Source organism: Streptomyces sp. NPDC087901 (genome assembly GCF_044742205.1).
In the GTDB taxonomy this organism is placed as follows: Bacteria; Actinomycetota; Actinomycetes; order Streptomycetales; family Streptomycetaceae; genus Streptomyces.
Map to the genome: position 1 here is coordinate 26,082 of NZ_JBIUUC010000013.1, position 23,075 is coordinate 49,156.

Consider the following 23,075-nt stretch of genomic DNA (forward strand, 5'->3'; position numbering starts at 1 on the left):
CAACGTCATGCCGAACCTTCTGCCGCCGGCCGGGCCTCAACGCACGCTCTCGCTCGCCCAGTTGACAAACTCCGTGGGCGACGGCGCGTACTACGTCACCTCGGCCCTCTACTTCACCCATGTGGTCGGCCTCGCCCCTGCCAGGATCGGGCTCGGACTCACCGTCGCCTGGGCGGTCGGCTCCGTCGTCGGGGTGCCCCTCGGCCGGATCGCCGACCGCCGGGGCCCGCGGGGAACGGCGGTCCTGCTCGCCCTCGCCACCGGTGTCGCGGTCGCGTCCTTCCTCGTCGTACGGGACTTCGCGCTGTTCCTCGCAGCCGCCTGCCTCTACGCCACCGCGCAGTCGGGCCTCGCCGCCGCCCGCCAGGCCCTGCTCGCGGGCCTGGTCGCCAAGGAGGAGCGCACCGGTGCGCTCGCCCACCTGCAGTCGACGCTCAACGCGGGCCTTGCCGTGGGCGCCGCACTCGGCGGCCTCGCGCTGTCCGCCGGAACCACGGCTGCGTACCTCGCAGTCTTCGCCGTCGACGCCGCAAGCTTCCTGCTCTGCGCCCTCGTCCTGCTCCGGCTGCCGGGCGTCGCGGCGGTGCCCGGGGACCGGAGCGCGAAGCTTACGGTGCTGCGGGACCGGCCGTACGCCGTCGTCACGTTCCTCAACGCCGTCCTCCTCCTGCGCATGCCGCTGCTCAGCATCGGCCTGCCGCTGTGGATCACCGAGCGGACCGAGGCTCCCGAGTGGCTGGTCTCCGCGCTCTTCGTGCTCAACACCGCTGCCGTGATGCTCTTCCAGGTCCGAACCGCCCGCTCCGTGAACGGGATCTCCACGGCAGCCCGAGCCCTTCGCCGGTCCGGCGTGCTCATGGTCCTGACCTGCCTCGTCTTCGCCATGTCTGCGGTGGACAACCCGTGGCTCGCGGTGACCGCCCTGGCCGGTGGCTCCGTGCTGCTGGTCGCCGCGGAGATGCTGCACTCGGCCGGCTCCTGGCAGCTCTCCTTCGATCTGGCGCCGGCGGGGCGCATCGGCGAGTACCAGGGCTTCTTCGGCACCGGCGTCACCGTCGCGCGCACGCTGGGACCCCTCCTGCTCGCCGCGCTGCTGGTCGGATGGGGCACGGCGGGCTGGCTGCTGCTCGGGGGAACGGTCCTCGCCGCGTCGTACGCGCTGGGGCCGGCGGCACGGTGGGCGGCGGGGACGCGACAGGAGACCGTTCCCGCCGCCGTTGTCGCCCAGGGCACCTGAGCGGACAACGGCGACGGGCCTGGGACCGTCAGGGGCGCGGGCGGTGACCGAACCGCACGCCGTTCCACGGTGCGCCGGCCGGGAACGACTCCGCGCGGCGCTGGCCCGACGGGCGCGCGGTGGCCCGCTCGATCTCCGGCTTCGCGTCCTCGATCCGATCAAGCCAGCCCAGCAGCTCCCGGCGCAGCTCGTCGGCCACCTCCCGGTGCGAGTCCAGCCCGGCGAGGTTGTCCAGCTCGTACGGGTCGGCCGCCAGGTCGTACAGCTCCGTCTCCGTGTAGTGGTCCGCGCCCGGGTCGTTCCACGCGTCCGCGCCCGGCGCGTCCACCACGTACTTCCACCGGGAGGTACGCACCGCGCGCCCCACCCGGTCCTCGCTGATCTGGACGAACACGGAACCGGGCCGGCCGGGATCGCGGCCCCCGCCGGTCAGCGGAAGCAGGGAGCGTCCCTGGACACCATCGGGAACCGGGAGGCCCGCAGCCGCCAGCAGGGTGGGCATCAGGTCCACCGTTCCGACGGGCCGGCGGACGAGCCCACCGCCGACGAAGCCCGGACCGGTGAGCGCGAGGGGCACATGGACGGACGCCTCATGGGCCGAGCGCTTGTACTCGCTGTTGCGGGTACGGAAGTGGGAACCGTGATCCGCCGTCCAGGCCAGCACGGTGTTCTCCTCGGTCCCGATGCTTCGCAGAGCGTCGCGCAGCCGCCCCACCCCCTCGTCGACCCGCTTGATCTGCCCGAGGTAGCCGGCCAGATGGCGGTGCGCACCGCCCTGCGGGGCGCCCGGTGCGAGCGCGGCGAGGTCCGGGGGCAGCCAGGCGCCCTCGTAGCGCTCGCGGTAGCCCGCCGGGGCCGGGTAGTCGTCGGTCGGATTCTGGTGATGCGGCTCCAGCAGGGAGAGGAACAGCAGATACGGGCGGTCGTGGTGGTCGGCCGCGAAACGGATCGCCGCGTCGATCAGGGCGTCCGAGCGGTATCCGGGCAGCCGGACGGCATCCCCGTCCTCGTCGTACACCACCGTGCGGTAGGCGTCCGAGGTGAACTCGAGCCGGTCCGAGGCGAGCCAGCTCTCGTAGCCGCCCCGGCGGCCGGGTGCCACCGGGCCGTCCGGCTGGTCCTCGCCCGCCAGATGCCATTTGCCGATGTAGCCCGTCACATACCCGGCCGCCGCGAACTGCCCGGCGAGTGTGGGGATGTCCCGGGGGAGCGGAAGCCCGTTGCGGAAGACGCCCGTCGCGGTCGGGAAGCGGCCGGTCTGCAGCGCCGAACGGGCGGGTGCGCAGACCGGGTTGGGGGTGATCGCCTGCTCGAACAGGGTGCCCTCGCGGGCGATCCGGTCGAACTCGGGAGTCACCCCCGCCCGGTTGCCGTGCACACCGGCCGTGTCCCAGCGCTGCTGGTCGGTGAGGATCACGATCACCTGCGGGGGCGCCCCGGCGGGCGGCGCCGCAGCGCCGCCCGCCGGGGCCGGTGTCTCACCGTGCGGAGTGGTCCCGCTCATGCGCCCGCCGTCTGGGCGTCCTGGGCCGTCGAGGCGCCGGAAGCGATCCCGAAGGACGGGTCGGGCACCGCCTCGGGGCTGATGAGGGTGGAGGAGCGGCCGTCGGTGCCGACCGGGACGTCTCCGTCGATGGTGACGCGCCGCAGCTTGCGCTCGTGGGTGTCGGAGTCGTCCACGCCGTAGTGCTGGGTGGCGCGGTTGTCCCAGATGGCGACGTCGCCCACCTGCCAGTCCCAGCGCACGGTGTTCTCCGGGCGCTCGATGTGGGACTGGAACAGATCGACGAGAGCGCGGGAGTCACTCCCGGTCAGCCCGCTGATCCGCTGGACGAAGTTGCCGAGGAGCAGCACACGTTCGCCGGTCTCGGGGTGGACGCGGACCACCGGGTGCTCGGTGAGGAACTTCGTCGAGGTGAACACCTCCCGGTACTTGGCGAGCGCTTCCGGCCGGGCGGTCGGACGCAGGGCGACGTAGTCGTAGTCGTTGGAGTGGACGGCCCGCAGACTGTCGGCCAGGGTGCGCAGCTGCTCCGGCAGTTCGGCGTACGCGGCAGCGGTGTTGGACCACAGGGTGTTGCCGCCGTAAGGCGGGATGACGACGGCGCGCAGGATGGAGAAGGCCGGATAGGCGGGGACGAACGTGACGTCGGTGTGCCACTGGTTGGCCCGGCCGCCGTGGTCGGAGTCGATGCCGAGCGAGTAGCGTCCGTCGGCGGACGGGACGGTCGGGTGGGCGACCGGGGTGCCGAGCAGCCGGCCGAACGCCTCGTGGCTGTCCTCGTCCAGGTGGTCCTGGCCGCGGAAGAAGACGACCTTGTTGGCCAGCAGCGCGGCCCGGACTGCCGCGACGGTCTCGGGAGCGAGATCTCCACCGAGGCGGACCCCGGAGATGACGGCGCCGATGCGGCCGCCGAGCTTCTGGACGGTAACGGAGGGCGCGGGGGCGGTGGTTGTGGAGGTCATGGCAGATTCCCTTCGAAGGGCAAGCTCGTACGTCGGCCGATCCGGGAGTCCGGTCAACGGCGAGTTGATTAATTTGGGAGCGGAAGAAATGAGGCTGTGGAGCGGCCGCCTGCGGACGGGTGCTGTCCGGGAGCGGAGGTACGGGTGGAGAGCCGTCCGAAGTGCGGTGCGGGGGCAGCCTGGTCAGAGGGCTGTACAGCGGCCCGGACACACGGGCGGCATTGCGGTGCGGCCGGCGCGGGCGGGCCGCGCATCGGTATCGGCCGTCGCGAACATGTTCCGGAGACTCGCAGCGCCCCGTGGCGTACGTCAAGCGTCCGTCCCCGCCCCGCGGGGCGCCGGGCAGTGGTTCAATCGGCCCTTGCGCGGGGCCCGCACCACCTCCGGAAAGGCATCGCGAAAACGCCTCTGAGCTGCAGCTTTTCCTGTCGTGCCGGAGGGTCTGCAGACCCGGCCCCGGTGCCGGGCGCGAGCCCGGAGACGAATTCACGCCGCCGTAATGTTGCGACCGCCCCTGTGTCGCAGGACCTGAGGACGGCCTGCATGACACCTGAGGATGCCCTCATGACACCTGAGGATGCCCTCATGACACCTGAGGATGGCCCCCATGACATCTGAGGAAGGCCTCATGACCACTGCCCCCCATGTCTTCCGGGCGATCGGAGACGGCCGACGCGAGGCCAACGCCGCCACGGTGCTGCGCACCGTGCTCGACCACGGGCCGGTCGCGCGCCGGACGATCGCCGATCTCTCCGGGCTGAGTCCGGCCGCCGTGTCCCGCCAGTGCACCGACCTCGTAGGCCTGGGCCTGGTGCGGGAGTTGCCCGAGCTGGTGGCGAGCAGCGGGGTCGGCAGACCCCAGATCCCGGTCGATCTGCACACCAGGGAGGGCAGCGGGCCGGTCGCGGCCGGAGTCCACATCGGCGTACCCGGTTCGACGTTCGGCCTGCTCGACCTGCGCGGACGGCTGCTGGCCCGCCGCGCCCTGCCGCACGACGGCATAGCGCCGGGGGAGCTGTCGCTCCGGATCGTCCAGGGGCTCCGCGCGTTTCTCGGTGACGTCGGCCGCGGACGGCGTCTGCTGGGTGTGGGCGCCGCTCTGGGAGGGTGGGTGGACCCGGTTTCGGGGACGGCCGTGCGGCATGACGCACTCGGCTGGCATCAGCGGCCCCTCGCCGCCGAACTCGCCCGTGGCCTGGGCGGACTCGAGGTGCGGGTCGACAACCACGCCCGGGCCATCGCCCAGTCCGAGATCCTCTTCGGCCGGCCTGCGGCGCGCCGAAGCCTGGTCCACCTCTTCATCGGGAACGTGGTCGACGCGGCCCTCGGCATCGCCGGCGTGGTCCACCAGGGACCGGGGTCCGGAGCCGGCGACGTGGCGCATCTGCCCGTACCGGACTCCACGGCCGTCTGCCCCTGCGGGCGGTCCGGCTGCCTGGAGGCGACCGCCTCCAACACGGCCGTCGCCCGCATCGCCGTGCGCCGCGGGATCGTGCCCGAACCGGACGCGTTCCTGGTGGTGGACGCCGCGGCCTCCGGAGACCGGCGCGCGGACCGGCTGCTGCGTGAGCGGGCCCGCGCGGTCGGCCGTGCGACGGCCCTGCTCCTGGACGTCCTCAACCCCGATCTTGTCGTGGTCACCGAGCACTCCAGCCTGGTCAATCCGGACTACCTGGAGGAGATCCGGGGCGCGGCGGTGGACCATTCCCACGTCTGCCGGGACCCCGAACGGATCGTCAGTCCGCATGCCGGGACAGCCGTCATCCCCGTCGCGGCGGGCACCATATTGCTGAACCCGCTGTTCAGGAGCCCGCTGACCGCGTCCCAGCGGTAGCCGCCCGTAAGGGGCGGGAGGGGGCTTCGTACCAGGATCCGGACAGACCGGGTTGACCGCCCGGCGAAGCCACTGTCATATTGCTCCCGTGAACCCGGACATGCGCCTCGTCTCCCGCAGGCACGTCGACCTCTGTCGACAGGCCAGCGCGGTCTGTGCTGTCCGCAACTGACCCGGACCGTCTCTTCCGCGGACCCGTCCCGGGCGTTCGCAACGCCTCGCTGATACCTCACCAACGGAACGACGCTCCTGCCCGGAGCCGGTTCCCCGAGGTCCGGTACCGCGTTACGGCCTGATGCGCCCCAGCTCACCCCTTCCTGCTCCGACAGGCATCTTCATGCGCTGTCGGCACTGATCCCGCACGCCCTCGAAGTGCCCTCGAACCGTGCTTCCTTCGGGATGCACCACCTCGACCTTCAATTCCTCCCGCAGCGGAACGAATGCATGAGTGCGTCGCGCCGCACCTTCCCCTTCGCCGTCCCTCACCGTCACAGGCAGGCTTCGATGACCGAGCTGTACTCCCTCACGCCCCCCGGACCCTCCCGGCGCTCGACACTGCGCGCCGCAGGAGGCGGCGCCCTGCTTCTCGGACTGGGCCTGGCGGGCTGCCGCTCGGCAGTGTCGGACACCTCGTCCGCTCCGAAGGGCGCGAGTGCCGCACCCAAGCGCGGCGGTGTTCTCAACGTCGCGGTCAACAGCGACTTCACACCTGCCCTGCTGTTCTCCCAGAGCGGTCAGTCCCTCCAGCACCGGCTCATCTACAACACCCTGACCCGCTACGACGACCGGCTCAGCCCGAAGCCGGAGCTCGCCCGCTCCTGGACGTACGCCAAGGACGGGCGCAGCATCACGCTGCGGCTGCGTGACGACGTGACGTTCCACAGCGGCCGCAAGTTCACCGCGGACGACGTCATATTCGCCGTGAAAAACCTTCAGAACCCGGTACGCGCCGCCCAGTTGCGCGCCACAGCCGCCACGATCACCGGATTCGAGAAGCGCGGCGACCATGAACTGGTGCTCAAGCTGGCACACCCGGTGAACAACCTGTTCGACCTGTTCGAGTTCATGATCATCGCTGATTCGGAGACGGTCGAGGACGCCGTCACCGGTAAGCAGCTCATCGGCACCGGACCGTTCAAGCTGAAGAAGTGGAGCCCCGGCTCCGGTCTGAGCCTGGCCAGGAACGACAAGTACTGGCAGGCCGGCCGGCCCTACCTCGACGGTGTCGAACTGCGCGTCATACCCCAGGCCGACGCCCTGATCTCGTCGCTTCGCTCCGGCCAGTCCCAGCTCTCCTTCAACGTGCCGGGCAAGAGCCTCGGCGTCGTCAAGACCGATCCGCATCTCACCATCAGCGACTACGACACGGGCGGCGGCGCCGTCTACCTCGGGGTCAACACCACCATCGCCCCACTGAACGACCGGACCGTCCGCCAGGCCCTCGCCTGGGCCGTCGACCGCGACCGGCTGCTCGCGCAGACCCTCGGCGGCTACGGTCTCGCCTCCGCCGCCCCCTGGCCCAAGTCCTCGCCCGCGTTCACCGAGGCACACCGCACCCACTACTCCCACGACCCCGCCAAGGCCCGGGCGCTGCTGAAGTCCGCCGGGCACAGCAAGCTGGAACTGCCGTTGCTCCACCTCGCGCTGCCCAGCGAGACGGCGATCGCCGAATCCCTCCAGTACGACCTCAAGCAGGTCGGCGTCCACGTCACGCTCCAGCCCACCGACCCGGCCACCGGTCAGAAGAAGCTGATCTCCCAGGACATGCCGGCCCTGTGGACCATGGGGCACGGCTTCGCCCAGGTGCAGCCCTCCACCCTCGCGGTGAGCGCCTACCCGTTCAACGAGGCGAAGAACACCTCCAAGTTCCGCTCCGCCGCGTACACCGAGGTGGTGCAAGAGGCCTGGACCGAGCCCGAGTCGAGCACCGCCGAGGCCAACGCCCAGCACGAGAAGATCTCCTCCATCCTGCTCGACGAGGCGTTCCTCATCGACCTCGTCGTCCGCGGACAGGTCCAGGTCGCCGCCGACGGGCTGCACGGCGTCACGCTGAACAAGTTCTCGTATCTCAACCTCGACGACGCCTACCTGGTATGACATGCGCAGCTATCTGATCCGCCGGCTGCCGTCGGCCCTCCTCGTCCTGATCGCCGCCTCCTTCCTGATCTTCACCATCCTGCGGCTCGTCCCCGGTGACCCGGCCACCACCCTCGCGGGCCCCGACGCGGACGCGGCGACCGTCGCCGCGATCCGGGACCGGCTCGGCCTCGACGCACCCCTGCTCTCCCAGTACGTCCGCTGGATCGGCTCACTGCTGACGGGCGACCTCGGCCCCTCGTACGCGATCGGCGGCCAGACCGCCGACCTGATCGGGGACGGGCTCGGCGCCACCACCGAACTCTCCCTGGCCGCGCTCCTGTTCGTGGTGGTGCTCGGTACGGCCTTCGGCGTCCTCGGGGCGACCTCCCGCAGCCGCTGGGTCCGCACCGCGGTCCGGGTGACCACGACCGCCGCCCTGGCCGTGCCGCCGTTCGTCAGCGGTGTCCTGCTCGTGCTGCTGTTCGCCGTGATCCTCGGCGTACTGCCCCCGGGTGGCCGGGTCGCCTTCCTGACCGCGCCCGACCTCGCCGCGCAGTACCTGCTGCTGCCCGCGCTCTGCCTGGCGCTGCCCAGCGCCGCCGTACTCGGCCGCTACCTCAAGGACGGCATCGAACGAGGGCTCGCCGAGGACTACATCCGCACCGCCACCGCCGCTGGGGTCGCACCGCGCCGGCTGCTGTGGCGCCACGCACTGCCGAACGCCCTCCCGCCCGTCGTCACCCTGCTCGGCATGCAGGTGGGGCACCTGCTCGGCGGAGCCGTGCTCGTCGAGGCGATCTTCGCCTGGCCGGGCCTCGGCCAGCTCGCCGAACAGGGCCTCCAGCGCCGGGACTACCCGGTCGTCCAGGACCTCCTGCTGCTCCTGGTCGCCGTCTTCGTCCTCGTCCAACTGCTCACCGACCTCGTGTACGCCTGGCTCGACCCCCGGATCAGGTGGGAGTAACCCTGATGACCTCGACGACCGACCTGCTCACCGCAGGCCCGCCCCCGGCCGCCCGCAAGGCGCGCGGCCGGGCCCGCAACCGCCACCCCTACCGCAGCGCGCTGTCCACCGCGCGCGCCCGCACGGGTCTCGTCCTCGTCGGCGCGGTGATCCTCGCCGGACTGCTCGCGCCGCTCCTCGCCGGACACGGGCCCACCGACCAGAGCGGCCAGAGCCTCGCGGCCCTCGGCACCCCCGGACATCCGCTCGGCACCGACGACCTGGGCCGGGACCTTCTCAGCCGGGTCCTCTACGGCATCCGGGCCGACCTCGGCATCATCGCGATCGCCGTCCCCCTCGGCGCCGCACTCGGCTGCCTGTTCGCCCTCCTCGCGGCCGCGCACCCGGTGGCCGACACCGTCGTCCAGCGGATCTTCGACCTCCTTCTCGCCTTCCCCGGCCTGATCCTGGCGCTCGCCGTCACCGCGATCCTCGGCCCCGGCCGCCTCCCCGTCGTCCTCGTCATCGCACTCGCCGAGATCCCGGCGTTCGGACGGCTGCTGCGCGGCGGGATCCTCGTCCAGCGGGAGCGGGAGTACGTCACCGCCGCCCGGGTCGGGGGCAGTTCGGGCAGCCGGGTGCTGGTCCGGCACATCCTGCCCAACGCCGCGGACCCGCTCATCGTCCAGATCGCCGTCTCCCTGACCGTCGCCGTCTTCGTCGAGGGCGCGATGAGCTTCCTCGGCGTCGGCGTCCGGCCACCGGAACCCACACTCGGAGCCGTACTCAGCCAGTCCATGCCCTATCTCGCCCAGGCCCCGAACTTCGCCGCGGGCCCGCTGATCACCGTGACCGCGCTCGTCCTCGGACTCTCGCTCATCGCCGAGGCGCTCAACCGGGAGATACGCCGATGACCGCCCAGGAGCTGCTGCAGGTCCGCGACCTCGGCGTCGAGTTCACCGCCCCCGACGGCTCGGCGCTGCGCGCCGTCCGCGGCGTCTCGTTCACCCTGAACCGGGGCGAGACCCTGGCCGTCGTCGGTGAGTCCGGCTCCGGCAAGTCCACCACCGCGCTCGCCCTCACCCGCATGCTGCCCGGCACCGGACGCATCACCACCGGGACGGTGCGCCTGGACGGCCGGGACCTGGCCGCCGCCACCGAGCAGGAGCTGCGCGCAGTGCGCGGCGCACGCATCGGCATGATCTTCCAGGACCCGATGACGGCCCTGAACCCCGTCCTCACGGCCGGCCGGCACATCGACGAGGTGCTCCGCGCCCACGGCAACCGGGACAAGGCCGCCCGCCGGGCCCGCGCCGTCGAACTTCTGGACCGGGTCGGCATCCCGGAACCGCACCGGCGCGCCGACGACCACCCGCACCAGTTCTCCGGCGGCCAGCGCCAGCGCATCCTCATCGCCATGGCGCTGGCCGGCGAACCCGACATCCTGCTCGCCGACGAACCGACGACCGCCCTCGACGCCACCGTCCAGGACCAGATCCTCACCCTGCTCGCCGACCTCAACCGGGAGACCGGCACCGCCCTGGTCCTCATCACGCACAACATGGGCGTCGTCGCCCGTGCCTGCGAACGCGTCCTGGTGATGTACGGCGGCACGGTCGTCGAGGACGGGCCCACCGCCGAAGTGCTCACCCGCCCCCGGCACCCGTACACCGCAGGGCTCCTCGCCGCCGTACCCCGCCTCTCCACCCCGTCCGGCACCCGGCTCACCGGCATCCCCGGCAGCCCGCCCGACCTCACCCTGCTCGGGGACGGCTGCGCCTTCGCCGACCGCTGCACGCTCGTCGAGGACCGCTGCCGCACCGCGACGCCCCCGCTCACCCGGACAGCGGACGGGGTGCACGTCGCCTGCCTGCCCGCAGCCGGGCGCACCGAGCCCTTGCCTGCCAACGCCCCGCCCACCCGCATCGACCGACCGGCCCCGGGCAACGTCGTCCTGGAGGCCGAGGGACTGCACAAGACGTACAGGTCGCGCGGTGCCCGACGGCGCGCGGTCCCCGCACTCGACGGCGTGTCCCTGACCCTGGCGGCAGGGGAGACCCTCGGGATCGTCGGGGAGTCGGGCTCCGGGAAGTCCACCCTGGCCCGGGTGCTGGCGCACGCCCACTCCGCCGACGCCGGCAGCATCAGGCTGCGCGGCGAGGACATCACCAGGCCCTCACGGCGCGCCCTGCACGCGGTGCGCCGCCAGGTCCAGATGGTGTTCCAGGACCCGTACGCCTCGCTCAACCCGCGGATGACGGTGGGCGAGATCGTCGCCGAACCCCTGATCGCGTTCGGCATCGGCGACCGGGACGCACGGGAGGAGCGGGTGGCCGAACTGCTGCGCCGGGCCGGTCTGGACCCGGCGGTCGCCGACCGCCATCCGCGCTCCTTCTCCGGCGGCCAGCGTCAGCGCATCGGCATCGCCCGCGCTCTCGCACCCGAACCCTCCGTCCTCATCTGCGACGAACCCGTCTCGGCCCTCGACGTCTCCGTCCAGGCACAGATCGTCGCCCTGCTCACCGACCTTCAGCGCGACCTCGGCCTGGCTCTGGTCTTCATCGCGCACGACCTCGCGGTCGTCCGCCAGGTCAGCCACCGCATCGCGGTCATGCACCAGGGCCGGATCGTGGAGACCGGCAGCGCCGACGAGGTCTGCGAAAACCCCCGCGACCCGTACACCCGCGCCCTGCTGGCGGCGGCGCCCGAACCGGTACCCCCGGCCGCCCGTGCCGTGGCGGCGCAGAGGACCGGAGCGCTCGCGTGAGCGCGTGCTGCACCCCCGGCCGCCCCTGTACGGGCGTCCTCCCGCTGCCTTCGGTACGCCGCACGGCCCCGCCACCGGCTCTCGCGCACCGGGCCATGGCCGAACTGCCCGGCGGGGTCTTCCGGATGGGCGACGCCTTCGGGGAGGGCTACCTCGCCGACCGGGAGGGGCCGGTGCGCGAGGTGACCGTGGCCCCGTTCGCCATCGACACCACCGCGGTCAGCAACGCCGACTGGGCCGTCTTCGCGGCAGCCACCGGCTACCGGACGGACGCCGAACGCTACGGCAGCTCCTACGTGTTCCACCTCCTCCTCGCCCCGGCCGCAGGGCGCCACGTCATCGGCCGGGTGCCGGGCGCTCCCTGGTGGCTCGGCGTCGAGGGGGCGTCCTGGAACGCACCCGAGGGCCCCGGCTCCGGCATCACGGACCGGGCCGACCACCCCGTCGTCCACATCTCCCACGACGACGCCCTGGCCTACGCCCAATGGGCCGGGCTGCGCCTGCCCACCGAAAGCGAATGGGAGTACGCGGCCCGCGGCGGCCTCGACGGCGCCCGCTATCCGTGGGGCGACGAGCTCACCCCCGGGGGACGCGAGATGTGCAACATCTGGCGCGGCTCGTTCCCGCACCGCTCCGACCGGCCGGGCGGCCGCACGGGCACGGTCCCCGTCACCGCGTACGAACCCAACGGATACGGCCTCCACAACACCTCCGGCAACGTCTGGGAGTGGTGCGCAGATGCTGCCGGACCGGGTGAACGCGTCATCCGTGGGGGCTCCTACCTGTGCCACGCCTCGTACTGCAACCGCTACCGCGTCGCCGCCCGTTCCCACAACACCCCCGACTCCTCGACCGGCCACGGCGGCTTCCGCTGTGCGCGCGATCTTCCGGAAGGACGAACCAGGCAGTGAAAGCCGTCATGGTGATGTTCGACAGCCTCAACCGGCATCTGCTGCCGCCCTACGGCGCCGACTGGATCCACGCCCCGAACTTCCGCCGCCTCGCCGAGCGTACGGTCACCTATGACACCTGCTACGCGGGCTCCATGCCGTGCATGCCGGCCCGGCGCGAACTCCACACCGGACGCCACAACTTCCTGCACCGGGGCTGGGGGCCGCTGGAGCCGTTCGACGACTCGATGCCCGAGATCCTCAAGCGGCACGGCGTCTACACCCACCTCGTCAGTGACCACCAGCACTACTGGGAGGACGGGGGCGCCACCTACCACGGCCGCTACAACTCCTGGGAGTTCTTCCGCGGTCAGGAGGGCGACGCCTGGAAGGGGCAGGTCGCTGAGCCCGAGATCCCCGAGGACCTGCGCACCACCCGCAACGACCTGTGGCGCCAGGACTGGGTCAACCGCCCACACCTGGACACCGAGGCGAAACAGCCGCAGACGCTCACCTTCGACGCCGGCCTCGAATTCCTCCGGACCAACCACGGCGAGGACAACTGGTTCGTCCAGATCGAGACCTTCGACCCGCACGAACCCTTCTTCACCCAGGACCACTACAAGGACCTCTACCCGCACGACTACGACGGACCGCACTTCGACTGGCCCGACTACAACCGCGTCACCGAGACGAAGGAGCAGGAGAACCACGCCCGTTACGAGTACGCGGCGCTGCTCTCCATGTGCGACCACTCGCTCGGCCGGGTCCTCGACGCGATGGACGAGCACGGTCTGTGGGACGACACCATGCTCATCGTCTGTACCGACCACGGTTATCTGCTGGGGGAGAAGGGCTGGTGGGCGAAGGTCGTCACCCCCTGGTACAACGAACTCGTCCACACCCCGCTGTTCGTGCACGACCCGCGCCGCCCGGAGCGGGCAGGCAGCCGTGACGACGCGCTGGTCCAGACGATCGACCTCGCCCCGACCCTCCTCGACCTCTTCGGAGCCGACCGCACCCCGGACATGCAGGGGCGGCCCCTGCGCGAGACCGTGGAGTCCAGGCACCCCCGGGAATCGGCGCTCTTCGGCATGTTCGGCGGCCATGTGAACGTCACCGACGGCCGGTACGTCTACATGCGGGCCTGCCACGACGACACCAACCGGCCGCTGTACGAACACACTTTGATGCCGACCCGTATCCGCGGCCGCTTCACCCCGGCGGAACTGTCGGACCTGACCCTGGCCGCACCGTTCGCCTTCACCAAGGGCGTGCGCACCCTCAGGATCGAGGCCAACCCGTCCCCGCTGCTCGGGCCGCAGCGGTTCGGCACGCTCCTGTTCGACCTCGACACCGACCCGCAGCAGGAGAAGCCACTCGTCGACGACACCGTCGAACTGCGAATGATCCGGCTGCTGGTGGAGCAGCTGTCGGCGAGTGAGGCGCCCGCCGACCAGTACGAGCGGCTCGGCGTTCCGCGCGATGCCGGCGATGTGGGCGAGGCCCATCTCCTGGTCGCCGCCCAGCGCGAACGAGCGGAGGTGGCCCGCGAACCCGCCGCGCGATCCGACGAGTTCACCGAGGGGGCACTCAACCTCCGTACGCCGCTGGCGCAGTTGCTGGCCGAGCCGGCAGCCACCGAGGCGATCCGGCGCATCGTGCCGGGCCTGCTCGACACCGAACTGCTGACCGTACGAGGCGCCGGCACCCTCCTCCAGATCGCGGCCTTCGCCGGACACCCCGGGCGGGCACAACTCGCAACCCTCGCCGACGAACTGGCCCGGCTCTTCCCGCCGGCCCCCACACACGACCACGGAGATGCACGCCGATGACCTCCAGCACCCGACGCGACCCCTACGAAGGCTTCCCCGGCCGGATCGGCCGCACCTTCGCCGAGTCCGAACCGTCCTGGCCCCCGCCCCGCACCCCGGGGCACAAGCCACCCAACATCGTCGTCGTCCTCGTCGACGACATGGGCTACAGCGACATCGCCCCGTTCGGCTCCGAGATCGCCACCCCCACTCTCACCGCTCTGGCCGAGGACGGCGTACGCCTCAGCAACTACCACACCATGCCGCTGTGCTCACCGGCCCGCGCGGCTCTCCTCACCGGCCTCAACCCGCATCGCGTCGGCTACGCCATGGTCGCCAACTCCGACCCCGGCTTCCCGGGATACGGCATGGAGATCGCCGACGACATCCCCACCCTCGCCGAACTCCTCCACGACTCCGGATACGCCACCTACGCCGTCGGCAAATGGCACCTGGTCCGCGACTCCGCGTCCAACGCCGCCGACGACCGGGACAACTGGCCGCTGCGTAAGGGCTTCGACCAGTACTACGGCGTCCTGGAAGGACTCACCAGCCTCTTCCACCCGCACCAGCTCGTCCGTGACAACAGCCCGCTGGACATCGACGAGTTCCCCGACGACTACTACTACACCGACGACATCACCGACCAGGCCATCTCCATGGTGAAGTCGCTGCGCGCCCACGACCCCGACAAGCCGTTCTTCCTCTACCTGGCACACAACGCCGTCCACGGCCCGCTCCAGGCGAAGGCGGAGGACATCGCCCGCCACCGGGGCCGCTACGACGACGGCTGGGACGTCCTGCGCGAACGGCGCTTCGCCGCCCAGCTCGCCGACGGGCTCCTCCCGCCCGGCACGGAACTGCCCGACCGCAACAGCGAGGCCGGACTCGACGTGCCCGCCTGGGCGAGCCTCACCGAGGAGCAGCAGAAGCTCTACGCGCGCTACATGGAGGTGTACGCGGCGCTCGTCGACAACATCGACCGGAATCTGGGCCGCCTCACCGAGACCCTCGACGCACTCGGCGAGCTCGACAACACCGTCATCGTCTTCACCTCCGACAACGGTGGCACCGGCGAGGGCGGCGCCGAGGGCACCCGCTCCTACTTCAGCCGCTTCGTCCACCACCCCGCCCTCCCGGGCGACTGGACCCCGGACGTCGACCGCGACCCGGAACTCATCGGCGGCCCGCGCAGCCTGGTGCACTACCCGCGCGGCTGGGGCATGGCCTCCAACACCCCCTTCCGCCTGTACAAGGGGCACACCTACGCCGGCGGGGTCCGCGTCCCCTTCGTGCTGTCGTGGCCGAAGGGTGCCCGCGAGGGCCGGCTCGCTCCCGGCCTGCGGACGCAGTACCAGTACGTCACCGACGTCGCCCCCACCCTCCTGCGGCTGGCCGGGCTCGAGCGGCCCGCCACCCGGCGGGGCGTCACGCTCCAGGAGCCGGACGGCGTCAGCTTCGCCCCGGTGCTCGCCGACGCGGAACAGGGCTCCACCCACCCCGAGCAGTACTGCGAGATGACCGGCAACCGCAGCTACTACCGGGACGGCCACAAGCTCGTCACCCTCCACCGCCCCGGCACGCCCTACGACGACTCCGAATGGGCCCTGTACGACATCCGGACCGACCCGACCGAGATCCACGACCTGGCCGCCGAGCGGCCCGGACTCGTCAAGGAACTGGCCGCCGCCTGGGAGGAGGCCGCCTGGCGCAACGGCGTCTTCCCGCTGCCGGACGGCAGCGGGGCGCTCGCCCGCCGGAACCCGGCCGAACAGCGGCTGGCCCGTCCGCTGACCCTGCTGCCCGGCACCCCGGAGCTGGAGCGCTACCGCTCCTCCCGACTGGTCGCGCTGCGCTCCTTCGAGATCACCGTCGTGATCGACGAGACGGGGGAGGGCGTCCTGGTCTCGCACGGTGACCAGGGCGGCGGCTACAGCCTGTACGTCGAGGACGGCCGGCTCCGCCTCGCGTACAACGAGTACGGCGTGCTCCACGAGACCGACGCAGGCCGCCTGGCGCCCGGCGAGCACGTGATCCGTCTCGCGGCCACGGCGGAGCGGGGCCTGCGCTGGAGCTTCACGGTGGACGTCGACGGAGAGGTGCGGGCCACCCCGCCGAGTGTGCACCAGCTCATCGGCATGGCCCCGTTCCAGGGCATCAGCGTCGGGATCGACCGCAAGTCACCTGTCTCGTGGCCGCTGTTCGAACGCCACCGCTCCTTCCGCTTCCAGGGCCGGCTGCGCACGGTGACCTATCACCCGGGGGAGCCGGGGCCCGACTCCCCGGAGGCGGTGGCGGCGGCGCTCAAGGAAGCAGCGGCGGCGTTCGAGTGAGGCCACGGCGGCCGGGGCGGCATCAGCTGCCCGGGCCGCCGTGGGCGGTCGATCCCCCATGCGTGACATCGTTGTCGGACTGCGAAGGGTGAGGCCCGCCTTTATGGACGAAAGCAGCTGCGGGTGGGACGGGCCGGTACCGCGAGCAGCGCCGCCCGGCTCCTGTAACCCGATTGGCGGTGGCCCGCGGGCAGGGCTACCGTCGGGGGAGTGAACGACTGCGTTCACTGACGGCTTGAGTGGCAAGCAAACCCATGACGGGCTCCCACGCGACACCCCAACGGGCTGCCGAATCCCCGAGGAAGGGACGAGGCAGCGGGATCGCCCTTCTCGTCATCTGCTCCTGCCAGCTGATGGTGGTTCTCGACATCACCATCGTGAACATCGCTCTTCCGCACATTCAGACCTCGCTGGGCTTCTCGACCGAGAACCTCTCCTGGGTCATCAACGCCTACACCCTGACGTTCGGCGGACTGCTCCTGCTGGGCGGGCGCCTCGGCGACATTCTCGGCCGCCGCAGAGTCTTCATGTTCGGCGTCGCGCTCTTCGTCTTCGCCTCCCTGCTCGGTGGCCTCTCCCAGGAATCGTGGCAACTGCTCGCCGCGCGTTCCCTGCAGGGTGTCGGCGGTGCGATCGCCTCGCCTACCGCCCTGTCGCTCATCACGACGACCTTCCGCGAAGGTCCGGAGCGCAACAGGGCGTTCGGCGTGTTCGCGGCCGTATCGGCGGGCGGCAGCGCCATCGGACTGCTGGCGGGCGGGGTGCTGGTGGAGTGGCTCGACTGGCGGTGGATCTTCTTCGTCAACATCCCCATCGGTCTGCTGATCGTCCTCGCCACGCCGCGCTACATCCGGGAGTCCGAACGCCATCCCGGACACTTCGACCTCCTGGGCGCGCTCACGGCGACGCTGGGCATGGTGGCCCTCGTCTACGGATTCATCCGCGCCTCCGAGGAGGGCTGGAGCGACACCCTCACCCTGGCGGCCTTCGCCGCGGCCGTGCTGCTGCTCGGCACGTTCATCGCGATCGAGGGCCGGTCCCGGCAGCCCATCACGCCGCTGTGGATGTTCCGCGACCGCAACCGCGCAGGCACGTACGGAATGATGCTGAGCCTTGCCGCCGCGATGTTCGGCATGTTCTTCTTCCTGACCCTGTTCGTGCAGAACATCCTGAACTTCAGCCCGCTGAAGGCGGGTCTCGCCTTCCTGCCGGTCAGCGCCATCATCGCGGTCGGCGCGGGCATCGCCTCCCAGCTGCTGCCCAAATGGGGACCCAAGCCGTTCATGGTGACCGGTGCGGTCCTCGCGGCCGTGGGACTGGGATGGCTGACGCAGACGGATGTCCACAGTTCGTACCTGGGCAGCCTGCTCGGCCCGGTGCTGGTGTTCGGCCTGGGCATGGGGCTGCAGTTCGTTTCGCTGACCCTGATGGCCGTCTCGGGAGTGGAGCCGAAGGAGGCCGGCGCGGCCTCCGGCATCCTCAACACCACGCAGCAGGTGGGCGGATCGCTGGGCCTGTCCATCCTCGTCACGGTCTTCGGCACGGCCAGCCGCAACGAGGCCACCGACCAGGTGCCGAAGTTCCTGGCGGACGCGACGCCGGCCCAGCTGGCGGAGTTCCGCAGGACCGGACAGCTTCCGGGGCAGTGGGGTGACCAGGTCCTGGCGTCCGGCGTCTCCAACGCGTTCGTCGCGGCGGCGATCTTCGCTGTCGTCGCCGCGCTGATCGCCCTGCTCGTCATCCAGGTGCGCCCCTCGGACGTGCAACGCCTGCGCGGAGACGGTGTGATGCCGGGTGCGGGGGAGGAAGCGGCGGACGGCGGGCCGACGGAGGAGACGACCGGTGACGGGGCGCCGGATCCGGCCGCGCGGCCGCCGAGCGGGCGTACCCGCGACGGCCCCGGCCCGGAGCGGTGACACCCAGGTCCGCGACCCATACCGCCGGTCCGTGATCCGGCTACGCCTTGGGCGTCGGCGCCCCGGCCGCCCGCGCGGCCGTGCCGTCCTCGCGGGCCAGCCGGCTCGGCCACCACACCCGCGGGCCGATGTCGAGGAACAACGAGGTGACCAGCACCGACCGTACGACGAGCGTGTCCAGCAGCACACCCAGGGCCACTGCGAATCCGATCTCCGCGAAGACCACGACCGGCAGGGTGCCGAGCGCCGCGAAGGTGCCGGCGAGGACCAGGCCGGCCGACGTGATCACCGCTCCGGTGGCGGCGAGACCCGCCACCACGCCCGCCCGGGTGCCCTGGAGGATCGCCTCCTCGCGGATCCTCGTCGACAGGAAGATGTTGTAGTCGATGCCGAGCGCCACCAGGAACACGAAGACGAACAAGGGGAAGTCCGTGGATTCGCCCGCGTAGTCGAAGACGTGACGGAAGGCCAGCGCACTGATGCCGAGCGCGGCGGCGAACGACAGCACCACGGTCGCGACCAACAGCACAGGTGCCACCACCGCACGCAGCAGCAGCCCCAGAATGATCAGCACCACCAGAAGCACCAGGGGGATGATCAGCAGGTTGTCGTGCCTGGTCGCTGCGTCCATGTCGAGCAGCGCCGCGGTGCTGCCGCCCACCTGCGCATCGGCGCCCGGTACCTCGTGCACCGCGTCGCGGACCCGCTCCACCGTGTCCTTCGCCGCGTCGCTGTCCGCCGGATCGGTCATCGTCGCCTCGAGGATGACCTGCCCGTTCGCCTCCGGCCGCGCACCAGGCGGCGTGCCGACCGAGCCGGGCACCACACCCGGAGTCGTCGCGACCGTGGCCCGCACCGCGGTCGCGCGGCCGGCCGCGGCGACGATCACCAGAGGATCGCCGCTGCCCCCGGGGAAGTACCGGTCCTGGACCTCCTGGCCGGTGATCGAGTCCGGCTTGCCGGTGAACGAGTCGGCATTGTTCAGGCCGGAGGCGCGCAGCTGTGTCAGCCCCAGGGACAGTGCGGCGAGCACCAGTGCGGTGACGATCCAGATCGTGCGCGGGCGGCGTGCCAGCCGCTCGCCCATCCGGGCCCAGACCCCGTGCTCGGTCGGCTCGGTGGAGCCGAGGTGCGGGATCACCGGCCAGAAGACCCACCGGCCGAAGATCACCAGCAGGGCGGGGAGCAGCGTGAGCATGGCGATCAGGGCGACGGCCACACCGATCGCGGCCACCGGCCCGAGCCCCCGGGTCGAGTTCATCTCCGCGACCAGCAGTACCAGCATGCCGAGCACCACCGTGCCGCTGCTGGCCAGCACCGCGGGCCCGGCCCGGTGCAGTGCCCGCGCCATCGCCTCGTGGCGGTCTTCGTGCCGGCGCAGCTCCTCCCTGTACCGGGCCACGAGCAGCAGGGCGTAGTCCGTGCCCGCACCGAACACCAGCACCGTGAGGATGCCCGCGCTCTGGCCGTTCACGGTCAGCCCCGCATGGGCGGCGAGCAGATAGATCACCGCCTGCGCGCTGAACAGCGCGGCCACGACCGCGATCACGGGCAGCAGGAGCAGGGTGGGGCTGCGATAGGTGATCAGCAGCATCACGATCACCACGGTCAGCGCGGCGAACAGCAGCGTCGAGTCGATGCCCGAGAAGGCCTCCGCGGAGTCGGCCGTCACCCCGCCCGGGCCGGTGACGTGCACGGCGAGACCGCCGCCGCTGCTGCCCACGACCTCCCGGATGTCGTCGACCGCGGGACCGATCTGTTCCCAGCCCTCCTCGCCCATCGTGATGGGCACGAAGACCTGGGCGGCCGAGGGCGCGGTCTTCTTGTCGTAGACGGGCCCACGGGTCTGGGCACCCCGCACGCCGTGCGCGTCCAGCGTGCGCAACTGCTGTGTGTCCTCGACGATCCGCTCACGGTCCGGCCCGGTCAGCCCACCGGCACGGGCGTACACGACGACGGCGGTGATGATCTCGGGCCTGAAGTCCTTCGAGCTCTCCAGGACCTGGGTGGACTCCGCGCTGCTCGGCAGCCAGGAGGTGGCGTCGTTGTCCTGGGCATCGGTGAGCTTCTGGGCGAGTGGTGCCGCGACGACGAAGACGATCAGCCACAAGGCCACGATCAGCCATTTGGTGCGACGGCCGCAGACCAGGGCGGCCACCCCCGGCCGTCGGCGCTGCTGTACGTCCGGCATGCCACTCCCCGTACTTCGTCATGAGTGACGTCGTCATCGAGGAGGAAGGGGGCGCCGGAGCGGCCCGCAGCGCCGATACCGCAACGTCACCCGTTCCCAGGTTCCGTGCCGGTGACAGTAGGCGGCATGTCGTGAGGAGCTCCCACGACATGCCGCCGGGCCCATGGCGGGCCCCGGTTGGGCTATCCCGGCCGGCGCGTCCCTTCCACCGGACGCCCGGCGCCCGTGGAGCTCAGTCCTTGACCGTGAACCCCGCCCGCAGCAGGGCATCGTCGCGGGACGACGGACCGACGAGGAGCTCGAACGCGCCCGGCTCGACGATCCGCCTGCCCTCGGCGTCCACGAGCGTGCACTCGGAGACCGGCAGTTCGATGACGACCTCCCGGGACTCACCGGGGGACAGGGACACCTGACGGTAGGCCTTGAGCTCCTTCTCCGCCCAGGTCACGGAGGTCACCGTGTCGCTGACGTACGCCTGCACGGTCTCCAGCACGGGACGCTCACCGGTGTTGCGGACGACGACGCGCGCGCGCAGCGTGTCACCCGCGCCGAGGACGTCGGTGAGCACCTCCAGATCCGTGTACGTGACCGTCGTGTAGCTGAGTCCCTCACCGAAGACGAACGCCGGGCGCTGCGTCAGGTCGGCGTACCGGGTGCCGTGCTGGCCGCGCACCTGGTTGTAGTACGTCGGCTGCTGCCCCGCATGACGTGCGAAGGAGATGGGCAGCCGCCCGGAGGGCTCGATGAGACCGAGGGCGAGTTCGGCGACAGCCCGGCCGCCGCACATGCCAGGGTTGAAGGCGTGCACGATCGCCGCGGCGCCGTGCGCGGACGGCGGCAGCACGAGGGGCTTGGAACTGATGACGACCACGACGAGCGGCTTGCCCGTCGCCGCGAGCGCGTCGAGCAGCGCGACCTGGCCGCCGATCAGCTCCAGGGTCGCCGTGGAGCGGCCCTCACCGACGAGTTCGATGCGGTCACCCACGACCGCGACGACGTAGTCGGCGGCCTCCGCCGCGGCGACGGCCTCGGCGATCATGGCTTCGGACGGCTCCGCCGGGACGACGATCTCGGGCCGCGGCTGCCCGTCGGGGAAGAACGCGCCCTCGGGGTCCGGGCCCACGGTCAGGATGTCGGCGCCCCGCGCGGGCGTGACGGTCCAGCCGTCCGGCACCTGCTCGCGGAACCCGTCCAGCACCGTACGGATCATGGCGCGCGGATGCCCGTCCGGCAGCCAGTCCGCCTGGCCCGAGGAGCCCGCCCAGTCGCCGAGCTGAGTCTGCGCGTCGTCGGCGTTGGGCCCGATGACGGCGACCGTGCGCGGCGCGGATCCGTCCCCCGCGAGCGCGCGGCCGTCGGGACCGGCCTCGAACCCGCCGGCCAGCGGCAGCGTGCCGTCGTTGGCCAGCAGCACCAGCGAGCGGCGTGCCGCTTCGAGGTTCAGCCCGGCGTGGCCCGCGCTGCCGATGACGGCGGCCTGGCGCTCGCGGTCGGGGTGGCGCGGATTCTCGAACAGGCCCAGTTCGAACTTGAGCGTGAGGATGCGCCGGACCGCCGCGTCGATCTCCGCCTCGTCGAGCGTGCCCGCGGCGACCGCCTCCTGCGCCCCGCCGAAGAAGGCCGGCGTCGTCATCACCATGTCGTTGCCCGCGCGGACCGCGGCGGCGGCCGCCTGGGTGTGGTCGGCGTACACGTGCTGCTCCCACACCATGCGGCCGACGTTGTCCCAGTCGGTCACCAGCGTTCCGGTGTAGCCCCACTCGCCGCGCAGCACTTCGTTGAGCAGCCAGTTGTTGACCGTGACCGGTACCCCGTCCATGGACTGGTAGCCGAGCATGAACGTCCGGCAGCCCTCGTGGGCGACCCGCTCGAACGGCGGCAGGAACCATGAACGCAGCTTGCGCCGCGAGATGTCGGCCTCGCTGGCGTCCCGGCCTCCCTGGGTCTCGGAGTATCCCGCGAAGTGCTTGGCACACGCGAGGATCGCCGTCGGGTCGTCCAGCCCGTCGCCCTGGTACCCGCGCACCATCGCCGACGCGAGCTCGCCGATGAGGAAGGGGTCCTCCCCGAACGTCTCGCTCACGCGGCCCCAGCGGAGGTCCCGGGTGATGCACAGGACCGGCGAGAACGTCCAGTGGACCCCGGTCGCTGCTACCTCGACGGCGGTCGCCCGGGCGATGCGCTGCACGAGCTCCGGGTCCCAGGTCGCCGCCATGCCGAGCTGGGTGGGGTAGATCGTGGCCCCTTCCCAGAACGAGTGACCGTGGATGCAGTCCTCGGCGACGAGGAGCGGAATCCGCAGCCGGGTCCGCCCGGTGAGCGCGGCCGCCTCCAGGACCCGGTCGGGGGAGGCATGCAGGATCGACCCGGCGTGCATCTCCTCGATGAGGGGCCGTACCCCGTCCTTCGCGTTCAGCTGGAGCATCTGGCCGACCTTCTCGGGCAGCGTCATCCGGCCGACGAGGTCGGCGACGCGCTCCGGGACGGACAGTGCGGGGTCGAGGTAGGGCGGGGAGGAGCCCACGGAAGTTCCTTTCACAGCGTCGGCGGGATGGCGCGGCGCGGCACAAGTCAGCCGCAGGGATCCACCGTACGCTGAATCCCG

Annotated in this window: 15 protein-coding genes; 11 read left to right on the plus strand and 4 right to left on the minus strand. The window is 71.5% G+C overall.

The window, feature by feature from the left end; all coding sequences use genetic code 11:
- The first annotated feature begins 7 nt into the window (after positions 1-7).
- Entirely contained in the window at positions 8-1,237 is a 1,230-nt protein-coding gene (locus ACIOEW_RS31150) for an MFS transporter (RefSeq protein WP_401967822.1), read from the plus strand.
- A 28-nt stretch (positions 1,238-1,265) separates the two neighbouring features.
- On the opposite strand, the gene ACIOEW_RS31155 is transcribed toward ACIOEW_RS31150, so the two are convergent.
- The gene (locus ACIOEW_RS31155; RefSeq protein ID WP_401967825.1) at positions 1,266-2,741 is read right to left on the minus strand and encodes a sulfatase-like hydrolase/transferase; all 1,476 of its coding nucleotides are present in this window, start codon (positions 2,739-2,741) and stop codon (positions 1,266-1,268) included.
- On the minus strand, positions 2,738-3,703 hold the full coding sequence (locus tag ACIOEW_RS31160) for a TauD/TfdA dioxygenase family protein (RefSeq protein WP_401967827.1): 966 nt from the start codon (positions 3,701-3,703) through the stop codon (positions 2,738-2,740). The genes ACIOEW_RS31155 and ACIOEW_RS31160 overlap by 4 nt, the downstream gene beginning before the upstream one ends.
- 628 nt (positions 3,704-4,331) lie before the next feature.
- On the opposite strand from ACIOEW_RS31160, the gene ACIOEW_RS31165 reads away from it, so the two are divergent.
- The 10 genes from ACIOEW_RS31165 to ACIOEW_RS31210 all read left to right on the plus strand — a co-directional run bounded on the left by ACIOEW_RS31165 (position 4,332) and on the right by ACIOEW_RS31210 (position 18,279).
- Positions 4,332-5,537, plus strand: coding sequence for an ROK family protein (locus tag ACIOEW_RS31165; protein ID WP_401967830.1), 1,206 nt, complete (start codon positions 4,332-4,334; stop codon positions 5,535-5,537).
- A gap of 100 nt (positions 5,538-5,637) precedes the next feature.
- Positions 5,638-5,709 (plus strand): putative leader peptide, encoded by a 72-nt coding sequence (locus ACIOEW_RS31170; protein ID WP_315986294.1) that lies wholly within the window; start codon positions 5,638-5,640, stop codon positions 5,707-5,709.
- 332 nt (positions 5,710-6,041) lie between these two features.
- Entirely contained in the window at positions 6,042-7,634 is a 1,593-nt protein-coding gene (locus ACIOEW_RS31175) for an ABC transporter substrate-binding protein (protein WP_401967832.1), read from the plus strand.
- Between the two features lies 1 nt (position 7,635).
- Entirely contained in the window at positions 7,636-8,580 is a 945-nt protein-coding gene (locus tag ACIOEW_RS31180) for an ABC transporter permease (RefSeq protein WP_362544647.1), read from the plus strand.
- Positions 8,581-8,585: 5 nt separating this feature from the next.
- Entirely contained in the window at positions 8,586-9,473 is an 888-nt protein-coding gene (locus tag ACIOEW_RS31185) for an ABC transporter permease (protein ID WP_401967835.1), read from the plus strand.
- Entirely contained in the window at positions 9,470-11,326 is a 1,857-nt protein-coding gene (locus tag ACIOEW_RS31190) for a dipeptide ABC transporter ATP-binding protein (protein ID WP_401967837.1), read from the plus strand. Before ACIOEW_RS31185 ends, ACIOEW_RS31190 begins: the two co-directional genes overlap by 4 nt.
- On the plus strand, positions 11,323-12,237 hold the full coding sequence (locus ACIOEW_RS31195; protein ID WP_401967839.1) for a formylglycine-generating enzyme family protein: 915 nt from the start codon (positions 11,323-11,325) through the stop codon (positions 12,235-12,237). The genes ACIOEW_RS31190 and ACIOEW_RS31195 overlap by 4 nt, the downstream gene beginning before the upstream one ends.
- Entirely contained in the window at positions 12,234-14,051 is a 1,818-nt protein-coding gene (locus ACIOEW_RS31200; protein ID WP_401967840.1) for a sulfatase, read from the plus strand. The genes ACIOEW_RS31195 and ACIOEW_RS31200 overlap by 4 nt, the downstream gene beginning before the upstream one ends.
- Complete coding sequence (locus tag ACIOEW_RS31205; protein ID WP_401967843.1) at positions 14,048-16,363, plus strand: arylsulfatase; 2,316 nt, start codon at positions 14,048-14,050, stop codon at positions 16,361-16,363. The genes ACIOEW_RS31200 and ACIOEW_RS31205 overlap by 4 nt, the downstream gene beginning before the upstream one ends.
- A gap of 254 nt (positions 16,364-16,617) precedes the next feature.
- Positions 16,618-18,279, plus strand: a complete 1,662-nt coding sequence (locus tag ACIOEW_RS31210; RefSeq protein ID WP_401967845.1) for an MFS transporter — start codon at positions 16,618-16,620, stop codon at positions 18,277-18,279.
- A gap of 40 nt (positions 18,280-18,319) precedes the next feature.
- Here the strand turns inward: ACIOEW_RS31210 and ACIOEW_RS31215 are convergent, their stop codons facing one another.
- Positions 18,320-20,470: an MMPL family transporter gene (locus ACIOEW_RS31215; RefSeq protein WP_401967848.1), complete on the minus strand. Its 2,151-nt coding sequence runs from the start codon at positions 20,468-20,470 to the stop codon at positions 18,320-18,322.
- Between the two features lie 232 nt (positions 20,471-20,702).
- Entirely contained in the window at positions 20,703-22,994 is a 2,292-nt protein-coding gene (locus ACIOEW_RS31220; RefSeq protein WP_401967850.1) for a glycoside hydrolase family 3 N-terminal domain-containing protein, read from the minus strand.
- Between the last annotated feature and the right edge of the window lie 81 nt (positions 22,995-23,075).

What these genes read in the sequence shown, in the direction of transcription:
- ACIOEW_RS31150 (WP_401967822.1), top strand. Translation starts at nt 8, where the DNA reads ATGCCGAACCTTCTGCCGCCGGCCGGGCCTCAACGCACGCTCTCGCTC.
- ACIOEW_RS31155 (WP_401967825.1), bottom strand. Translation starts at nt 2,741, where the DNA reads ATGAGCGGGACCACTCCGCACGGTGAGACACCGGCCCCGGCGGGCGGC.
- ACIOEW_RS31160 (WP_401967827.1), bottom strand. Translation starts at nt 3,703, where the DNA reads ATGACCTCCACAACCACCGCCCCCGCGCCCTCCGTTACCGTCCAGAAG.
- ACIOEW_RS31165 (WP_401967830.1), top strand. Translation starts at nt 4,332, where the DNA reads ATGACCACTGCCCCCCATGTCTTCCGGGCGATCGGAGACGGCCGACGC.
- ACIOEW_RS31175 (WP_401967832.1), top strand. Translation starts at nt 6,042, where the DNA reads ATGACCGAGCTGTACTCCCTCACGCCCCCCGGACCCTCCCGGCGCTCG.
- ACIOEW_RS31180 (WP_362544647.1), top strand. Translation starts at nt 7,636, where the DNA reads ATGCGCAGCTATCTGATCCGCCGGCTGCCGTCGGCCCTCCTCGTCCTG.
- ACIOEW_RS31185 (WP_401967835.1), top strand. Translation starts at nt 8,586, where the DNA reads ATGACCTCGACGACCGACCTGCTCACCGCAGGCCCGCCCCCGGCCGCC.
- ACIOEW_RS31190 (WP_401967837.1), top strand. Translation starts at nt 9,470, where the DNA reads ATGACCGCCCAGGAGCTGCTGCAGGTCCGCGACCTCGGCGTCGAGTTC.
- ACIOEW_RS31205 (WP_401967843.1), top strand. Translation starts at nt 14,048, where the DNA reads ATGACCTCCAGCACCCGACGCGACCCCTACGAAGGCTTCCCCGGCCGG.
- ACIOEW_RS31210 (WP_401967845.1), top strand. Translation starts at nt 16,618, where the DNA reads ATGACGGGCTCCCACGCGACACCCCAACGGGCTGCCGAATCCCCGAGG.
- ACIOEW_RS31215 (WP_401967848.1), bottom strand. Translation starts at nt 20,470, where the DNA reads ATGCCGGACGTACAGCAGCGCCGACGGCCGGGGGTGGCCGCCCTGGTC.